Origin of the sequence: Microbacterium sp. CPCC 204701 (genome assembly GCF_004010105.1) — a bacterium.
Taxonomy (GTDB): Bacteria; Actinomycetota; Actinomycetes; order Actinomycetales; family Microbacteriaceae; genus Microbacterium.
This window is the reverse complement of record NZ_RRYE01000115.1, coordinates 1-8,057: the sequence shown is the minus strand read 5'-3', so window position 1 is coordinate 8,057 and position 8,057 is coordinate 1. Positions and strand designations below refer to the sequence as shown.

The window sequence follows — 8,057 nt, the reverse complement described above, 5'->3', positions numbered from 1 at the left end:
CGATGTTCGCCGGCTTCTATTTCTGGTGGCCGAAGTGGACGGGCAAGATGCTCAACGAGCGCCTGGGCTACGTGCACTTCTGGATGCTGTTCATCGGCTTCCACATGACCTTCCTCATCCAGCACTGGCTCGGCGTCGACGGCATGGTCCGTCGCTACGCGGACTACTCGGCAGCCGACGGCTGGACGTGGCAGAACCAGGTGTCGACGATCGGCGCGATCTTGCTCGGTGCGTCGATGATCCCGTTCCTGTTCAACGTGTGGATCACCTCGCGCAAGGCGCCGAAGGTGACCGTGAACGACCCGTGGGGCTACGGGGCGTCGCTCGAGTGGGCGACCTCCTGCCCCCCGCCGCGGCACAACTTCACGTCGATCCCGCGGATCCGCAGCGAGCGGCCCGCGTTCGACCTGAACCACCCCGAGGCCGGCATCCCCGTCGGCGTCGGCCCGGCGAAGGACGCGCCCGACGCCCCGGTTGCGGACGTCGCCGAGGGAGAGGTGAAGTAAGTGCGGACCAACACCCGACTCTGGTGGCTGCTGACGGCGTTCTTCCTGCTGGTGGGGCTGCTGTACACAGGCTGGAATCTGCTCGAGAACTGGGCGTCGGCGGTCGAAGCCAACCCCGATGGCAACGGATGGACCTACTTCACCGACTCCGTCGAGTGGGTCGGCACGGTCGCGCTGGTCTTCACGGCCCTCATGGGCGCCCTCATCGCGTTCTACGTCGGCAAGGTGCACAAGGCGCAGGGCGGCGAGCTTCCCGAAGACATCCTGACGGCAGACATCGACGACGGTGACCCCGAGCTCGGCGAGTTCAGCCCGTGGTCGTGGTGGCCGATCGTGCTGGCCTTTTCGGCCGCACTCGGCATGATCGGCCTCGCGGTCGGCGCCTGGCTCATGCCCATCGGCATCGCCGTGTTCGTGGTCGCGATCGTCGGCTGGGTCTACGAGTACTACCGCGGACACTTCGCCCGCTGAATACCTCTGCAATGCCGATCCGGCGCGCGCATGTGAGGCCGCTCTCCTGAGGGGCGCGTCTGTGCGCCTGCGCGCGGCCGCCGTCTCGGACGTCGGACCGCATCGCACGGCGAACCAGGACGCCGCATTCACGGCCTCGTGGGGCGCTGCCGTGGCCGACGGCGTGGGCGGGGGACCGGCCGGGGACCTGGCGTCCGCGGCTTTCATGCACCGCCTTGCAGCCGGACCTCTTGCAGGCGGTCACGCCGAGCAGCTCACCGACAGCATCCGCTCGGCCAACTGGGATCTCCGGCTGCACGTGCAGCGCGATCCCACGCTCCGCGGCATGGCGACGACGTTCACGGGCCTCTTCGTCTCGCGCGATGACGAGCTCCTTCTGGCGCACACCGGAGACTCGCGGGCGTACCTGCTCCGTGACGGCGTTCTGAGCCAGCAGAGCCGCGACGACTCGCTCGTGCAGGCTCTCGTCGACCAGGGTCTCGTCTCGGCGGAGGATGCGGCATTCCACCCGCGCCGCAACGTCATCACTGCGTCGCTCAGCGGAGCCGAGCACGACGACGCCACGATCGCCGCTCACAGCCACCGGCCCGGTGATCGATGGCTGCTGTGCAGCGACGGGCTGACTGACTATGTGCCCGAGGGCGACGTCCGCGCGATCCTGCTCGCCTCCGACGCCGTCGAGGAGGCAGCGGCGGCGTGCGTCGCGCTGGCCCTCGACGCCGGCACGCGCGACAACGTCACCGTCGTTGTGGCGGACGTGATCGCCGATGCCGATCCCGCCACTATGGCGACGGGCACGACCGCGTTCTACGGCGCAGCGGCCGAGCGGTTCATGGAAGGGCTGGACTCGGCCTAGGGGGCGCGTCGCTTCGACGGCGGGCAGCTCCGCTCAGCCGGTCACGGGCGCGTGCACGACCATCACCTGGGGGTCGAAGACGCGGGGGAGCGCTCCTTCGTCGTTCTCGGTGGGTTGGCCCTCGCGGACCCAGTACTCGTAGCCGCCGATCATCTCGCGGACCGGAAGGCCGAGCTTCGCGAACTCGAGGGCGCCCTTCACGCCGGCGTTGCACCCCGGGCTCCAGCAGTACACCACCACGGGCGTCCCTGGAAGGATCTCGCGCGGTGCACGCGCGGCGATCTCGCGGTACGGCATGTGGATCGCGCCTCTGATGCGCCCCTGCGCCCACGCCTCGTCGCCGCGGACGTCGACGAGCACGAAGTCGTCGCCGGCCTTCTGCGCGGCGTACACGTCAGACGCGTCCGTCTCGAGAGCGAGCTTGGCGGAGAAGTACGTCAATGCGTCCGTCATGCCACCAGGGTATGACCCACGGCACCGCGCGGCTCGCACGGGTGCAGACACGGGACGCCGGAATCCTGCCGTTCCGTCAGACCGGCGGCGGGAACGACGGATGCCCCGACACGATCCGTAGCGGTCGTGCCGGGGCATCCGGTGACGAGCGGAAGCGGTCTACCGACCGGACTCCTTCTCCTCGTCCTTCGCAGCGTCGGTGCCAGGCTCCGGTTCGGGGACGATCACGTTCGAGGGGCGCACTGCGGTCTCGGAGTTGCGCCCGTCGTCGATCGGGGTGTGGGGTGCGTCCGGCACGCCGGCGCGCTCGTGGGCCGCTTGAAGCTCGGCGCTCTCCTCGGTCGCGATGTGCTCCAGGGCGTGATGCTGGTGCGCCAGCGCCGCGTCGAGCTCGCCCTGCGTGACAGGCGTCAGCCGGTCCTCGAAGAACCACCGCGAGGCGACCGCGCGCACGTTCTGGTGCCACGGAATGCGGCCCTTCGCGTTCGGCCGGACGACCAGCGGTTCGTAGGTCTCGAAGTCGACCAGCCGGTAGCGGTCGTACTCGTCGACGGGCTGGTGCACCTCGATGTACTCGCCGCCGGGAAGACGAACGATGCGGCCCGACTCGTAGCCGTGGATCGCGATCTCGCGGTCCTTCTTCTGCAGGGCGAGGCAGATCCGCTTCGTGAGGAAGTAGGCGACGATCGGAGCCACGAACAGCAGCGCCTGGAGGGTGTGGATGACGCCCTCCATCGTGAGCCAGAAGTGAGTCGCGATGATGTCGGACGCTGCCGCCGCCCACAGCACCGCGTAGAAGGTGACACCCGCGGCGCCGATCGCCGTTCGGGTCGCCGCGTTGCGCGGACGCTGGGCGATGTGGTGCTCGCGCTTGTCGCCGGTGACCCACGCCTCGATGAAGGGGTAGATGAGCACGAGCACGATGAACAGGCCCAAGCCGGCGAGCGGCACCAGGATGTTCAGCGACCAGGTGCGGTCGAAGAGCACGAACTCCCAGCCGGGCGGGATGAGGCGCAGCGCACCGTCGGCGAAGCCGATGTACCAGTCGGGCTGCGTGCCTGCCGACACGGGCGACGGGTCGTACGGACCGTAGTTCCAGATCGGGTTGATCGTGAACAGCGACGCGATCAGGACGATGACGCCGAACGTGATGAACAGGAAGCCGCCCATCTTCGACATGTAGACCGGCATCATCGGATACCCGACCACGTTGCTGTTCGAGCGGGCAGGCCCGGCGAACTGCGTGTGCTTGTTGATCACCATCAGCATGAGGTGGAGCACGAGCAGCGCGACGAGGATCGCGGGCAGCAACAGGATGTGCAGCGCATACAGCCGGCCGACGATCGCGGTGCCGGGGAATTCGCCGCCGAAGAGCAGGAACGAGGTCCACGTGCCGACCAGCGGGATGCCCTTGACCATGCCGTCGATGATGCGCAGACCGTTGCCCGAAAGGACGTCGTCGGGCAGCGAATAGCCCGTGAATCCCTCGCCCAACGCGATGATGAACATCACGAAGCCGATGACCCAGTTCAGCTCCCGCGGCTTGCGGAACGCGCCCGTGAAGAACACGCGAAGCATGTGCACGCCGATCCCGGCGACGAACACCAGCGCGGCCCAGTGGTGGATCTGGCGCACCAGGAGCCCGCCGCGCAGGTCGAACGAGATCTCGAGGGTCGAGGCCATCGCCGCCGACATCTCGATGCCGCGCATCGGAAGGAACGCACCGTTGTAGTGGGTCTCGACCATCGATGCCTGAAAGAAGAACGTCAGGAAGGTTCCCGACAGAAGCACGACGACGAACGCCCACAGGGCGATCTCACCGAGCATGAACGACCAGTGATCGGGGAAGATCTTGCGCCCCAGCTCCTTCACGAAGCCTGAGAGGCTGGTGCGCTCGTCGATGTAGTTGGCCGTGGCGCCGATGAAACGGCCGCCCAGCGGCTTGTCACGTGCGGGAAGCGGCCCGGGCGAGACGGCCGGCTCCCGAGTGACGTCCTCGGTGGGGTGAGTGGCGGTACTCAATGACGCTCCCAGAAGCTCGGGCCGACGGGTTCGGTGAAGTCGCTGCGCGCGACCAGATAGCCCTCGTCGTCAACGGTGATGGGCAGCTGCGGCAGCGCACGGGCGGCCGGGCCGAAGATGACCTTGGCGTGATCGGTCACGTCGAACTGCGACTGGTGACACGGGCACAGCAGGTGGTGGGTCTGCTGCTCGTAGAGCGCGACCGGGCAGCCGACGTGGGTGCAGACCTTCGAGTAGGCGACGATCCCGTTGTAGGACCATTCCTTGCGCTCCTCGGACTCCACGAGCTGCTCAGGGAGCAGCCGGACGAGGAGCACGATCGCCTTCGCCTTCTCTTCGAGGTATCCGTCGCTGTGCGACAGCTCGGCGAGCGCCTCGGGAATCACGTGCACGGCGGAGCCGAGCGTGAGGTCCGCCGCGCGGATCGGCTCTCCGGTCGGGTCATGCGCCAAGCGCATCCCCTCTGCCCACATGGTGTGCTCGAGGAGCGCCACTGGATCGCCGGCTTCGGGGTGCTCCGGCGAGCTGAACGGCGCGAGGCCGCGGAAGAGCACGATGCCGGGAGCGACTGATGCGACGAGGGCGGCGATCATCGAGTTGCGGATCATGACGCGGCGTCCGAAGCCGGACTCCTCGTTCGCGTCGGAGAAGGCCTTGATCGCCGCCTCGCGGGTCGCGTCGCGCCCGCGCGTGGCGTGGCGGGGCTCGATGAACTCCGTGTCGGACACGACGGCCTTCGACCAGTGGATCGTGGCGATGCCGATCGCCAGCAGTGCGAACGCGATGCCCAGGCCGATGAAGAGGTTGTTGGCGCGGATGTCGACGATCCGGCCGCTCTCGATCGGGAACAGGAAGTACGCGGCGATGGCCCAGATGCTGGCACCGACCGACAGATAGAAGAGTGTGTAGACCGTGCGCACGGCACGACGCATCGCGACCGGGTCCTTGTCGGTCATCCGCTCGCGGTGAGGGGGGAGCCCAGGGTTGCTCACCGGGTCGGTGACCGCGACGGCGAGCCCGGGGGAGGGCTTCCAGGAAGCCCTCTCGTGCTCGAGCGGGTCGTCCTCGTGGGCCATGCTGCTCCTCGTCAGTGTTGCGTCTTGCGAATGTCGATCAGTTGGACTTCGCCGTGATCCACACGGTGATGGCGATCAGGGAGCCGATGCCGAAGATCCAGATGAAGAGGCCCTCGGAGACGGGGCCGAGCGAACCGAGCGAGAACCCGCCCGCCGACTGGTTGTCCTGCAGGAACAGCAGGTACGTGATGATGTCGCGCTTCTCTTCGGTGGTCAGCGTCATGTCGTTGAACACCGGCATGTTCTGCGGGCCCGTCACCATCGCCGCGTACATGTTGAGCGGGGTGGTGGTGTGCAGTGCGGGGGCGTACTTGCCCTCGGTGAGCGCGCCGCCGGCGCCGGCGACGTTGTGGCACATGGCGCAGTTGATGCGGAAGAGCTCACCGCCCTCCGACGCGGAGCCCTCGCCGTCGAGCACCTCTTCGTCGGGGAAGGAGGGTCCCGGGGCGATCGACTGGATGTACGCGCCGATCGCGGCGATCTGCTCGTCGGTGAACTGCACCGGCTTCTGCGGAGCCTGCGGGCCCTGCATCTGGAGCGGCATGCGGCCCGTGCTCATCTGGAAGTGGACGGCGAGCTCGCCGACCCCGTACAGCGACGGTCCGTCGTCGGTGCCCTGGACGTCGAGTCCGTGACACGTGGCGCAGTTCGCCTGGAACAGCTTCTCGCCATCCTCGACGGTGAGCGCGGCGGCGGCGGTCTCAGGAGTGGTGGCCGCCATCGCAGCGGACGCGCCGGCGTAGGCGCCGCCGGTGATCAGCAGGCCGACGCCGATGAGGGCAGCGGCCGCCCAGGGGCTGCGGCGGCCTTTCGAGCGGCGCGGGGTCTCTCGTGCCATGTCTGGGTTCAGCTCCGCTCTCACTTCAAGAAATAGATGACGGCGAACAGGGCGATCCAGACGACGTCGACGAAGTGCCAGTAGTACGACACGACGATCGAAGACGTCATCTCTTTGCGCCCGAAGTTCTTGACGGCGTAGGCGCGACCGATCACCAGCAGGAAGGCGATGAGGCCACCGGTGACGTGCAGGGCGTGGAAGCCCGTCGTCAGGTAGAAGGCCGACGCGTAGGCGTTGGCGTCGATGGGCATGCCCTCGGCGACGAGCTGGGCGTACTCCCACACTTGGCCCGACACGAAGATCGCGCCGAGCGCGAAGGTCAGCCAGAACCACTCGACCATGCCCCACCGCTGCCAGAAGGAGTTCTGCTTGACGGGGTACGGCTGGAACCGCTCGGCGGCGAACACACCCATCTGGCACGTGACCGACGAGAGCACCAGGATGATCGTGTTCACGAGGGCGTACGGGACGTTCAGCAGCTGCGTCTCTTCGGCCCAGAGATCGGGCGAGGTGCTGCGCAGGGTGAAGTAGATCGCGAACAGGCCCGCGAAGAACATCACCTCGCTGCCGAGCCACACGATGGTGCCGACAGCGACCGGATCCGGCCGCTTGACGGACCGCATGGCCTGGGAGTAGGTCGCTGTGGAGGTCGTCACGCTTCCCATTATGGCCGATTCGGGGCCCCGATTTTCGCATCGGCGGGCACCCGATCGCGGGGACCTGAACTTAGGATGACCTAAGAGAACGCCGCGAGTCCGCCGTGAACACGAGGTGACGACCGGGAATCGCGCCGAATGGACCCCGTGTCACGAATCCGTTTCGATTCGCGCGCGCGGCTAGGCTTGTCAGCCATGGCGGAGCTGTACACCTGGCCGGGCATCCTCACGACGCTGCTGGAGCGACGCGATCTCAGCGTCTCGGAGTCGACGTGGGCGATGCGGCAGATCATGTCGGGTGCCGCGACGCCTTCCCAGCTGTCGGGATTCCTGGTGGCGCTGCGGGCCAAGGGCGAGACGGTCGACGAGATCGTCGGCTTCCGCGACGCGATCCTCGAAGCGGCTCTTCCGCTGCCCGTGGACCCCGGGGTCCTCGACATCGTGGGCACCGGCGGCGACCGCTTCGGCACGGTCAACGTCTCGACGATGGCGGCGCTGGTGGCCGCGGCATCCGGGATCCCCGTCGTCAAGCACGGCAACCGCGCCGCCAGCTCGTCGTCGGGCTCGTCGGATGTGCTCGGGGCGCTGGGTGTGGATCTCGCGCTCTCGCCCGAGGCGGTGGCCGAGACACTGTCGCGGGCGGGGATCACGTTCGCATTCGCCGCCGCGTTCCACCCCGGGTTCAAGCACGCCGCCGCGTCGCGCAGCGAGCTCGGCGTGCCGACCGTCTTCAACTTCCTCGGGCCGCTGGTCAACCCCGCGCGCGCCGAGGCGAACGCCGTCGGCGTGGCCCAGTTGGACCGGGTGCCGCTCATCACCGGCGTGTTCCGCACGCGCGGCGCGACGGCGCTCGTGTTCCGGGGGGATGACGGCCTCGACGAGCTGACGACGACGGGCCACAGCCGCGTGTGGGAGATCAGCCTCGGCGACATCCACGAGCACGACCTCGACCCGCGTGACCTCGGCATCCCGCTGGCCGACATCGGCGATCTGCTCGGCGGCGAGCCCGCCCACAACGCGGCGGTCGTGCGGCGGGTGCTGGGCGGTGAGGAGGGGCCGGTGCGCGACATCGTGCTCCTGAACGCCGCAGCGGGGATCGTCGCGTACCGGCTGTTCCGCGACGCGGGCCAGGCGCAGCGCCCGATCCTGGAGCGGCTGGCCGAGGCGCGCGACGCCGCC

Annotated in this window: 9 protein-coding genes; 4 read left to right on the top strand and 5 right to left on the bottom strand. The window is 68.2% G+C overall.

The genetic code is table 11. The annotated features are described in order from the left end of the window. From EIO58_RS08970 to EIO58_RS08960, 3 genes are all read left to right on the top strand, one after another. A partial coding sequence (locus EIO58_RS08970; protein WP_205789192.1) for a cbb3-type cytochrome c oxidase subunit I occupies positions 1–506 on the top strand: 506 nt, incomplete at its 5' end. Beyond that, positions 507–977, top strand: a complete 471-nt coding sequence (locus EIO58_RS08965; RefSeq protein WP_127819241.1) for a cytochrome c oxidase subunit 4 — start codon at positions 507–509, stop codon at positions 975–977. It begins immediately after the preceding gene. 61 nt (positions 978–1,038) lie between these two features. Then, on the top strand, positions 1,039–1,833 hold the full coding sequence (locus EIO58_RS08960; RefSeq protein WP_127819240.1) for a PP2C family protein-serine/threonine phosphatase: 795 nt from the start codon (positions 1,039–1,041) through the stop codon (positions 1,831–1,833). 33 nt (positions 1,834–1,866) lie between these two features. Here the strand turns inward: EIO58_RS08960 and EIO58_RS08955 are convergent, their stop codons facing one another. The 5 genes from EIO58_RS08955 to ctaE all read right to left on the bottom strand — a co-directional run bounded on the left by EIO58_RS08955 (position 1,867) and on the right by ctaE (position 6,887). Beyond that, complete coding sequence (locus EIO58_RS08955; protein ID WP_127819239.1) at positions 1,867–2,286, bottom strand: rhodanese-like domain-containing protein; 420 nt, start codon at positions 2,284–2,286, stop codon at positions 1,867–1,869. A gap of 159 nt (positions 2,287–2,445) precedes the next feature. Beyond that, on the bottom strand, positions 2,446–4,308 hold the full coding sequence (gene qcrB / locus EIO58_RS08950) for a cytochrome bc1 complex cytochrome b subunit (RefSeq protein ID WP_446723912.1): 1,863 nt from the start codon (positions 4,306–4,308) through the stop codon (positions 2,446–2,448). Continuing rightward, complete coding sequence (gene qcrA / locus EIO58_RS08945; protein ID WP_127819238.1) at positions 4,305–5,384, bottom strand: cytochrome bc1 complex Rieske iron-sulfur subunit; 1,080 nt, start codon at positions 5,382–5,384, stop codon at positions 4,305–4,307. Before qcrA ends, qcrB begins: the two co-directional genes overlap by 4 nt. A gap of 37 nt (positions 5,385–5,421) precedes the next feature. Continuing rightward, positions 5,422–6,222 carry a cytochrome bc1 complex diheme cytochrome c subunit gene (qcrC, locus tag EIO58_RS08940; protein ID WP_127819237.1) on the bottom strand — a complete coding sequence of 267 codons (801 nt, stop codon included), beginning with the start codon at positions 6,220–6,222 and terminating at the stop codon, positions 5,422–5,424. Positions 6,223–6,242: 20 nt separating this feature from the next. Continuing rightward, complete coding sequence (gene ctaE, locus EIO58_RS08935) at positions 6,243–6,887, bottom strand: aa3-type cytochrome oxidase subunit III (RefSeq protein ID WP_127819236.1); 645 nt, start codon at positions 6,885–6,887, stop codon at positions 6,243–6,245. 186 nt (positions 6,888–7,073) lie between these two features. Here ctaE and trpD point away from each other — a divergent pair. Further along, on the top strand, positions 7,074–8,057 hold a 984-nt coding region (trpD, locus tag EIO58_RS08930; protein ID WP_127819235.1), incomplete at its 3' end, for an anthranilate phosphoribosyltransferase.

Coding starts and splice junctions, on each gene's coding strand:
- EIO58_RS08955 (WP_127819239.1), bottom strand. CDS start 2,286: ATGACGGACGCATTGACGTACTTCTCCGCCAAGCTCGCTCTCGAGACG.
- qcrA (WP_127819238.1), bottom strand. CDS start 5,384: ATGGCCCACGAGGACGACCCGCTCGAGCACGAGAGGGCTTCCTGGAAG.
- qcrC (WP_127819237.1), bottom strand. CDS start 6,222: ATGGCACGAGAGACCCCGCGCCGCTCGAAAGGCCGCCGCAGCCCCTGG.
- ctaE (WP_127819236.1), bottom strand. CDS start 6,887: ATGGGAAGCGTGACGACCTCCACAGCGACCTACTCCCAGGCCATGCGG.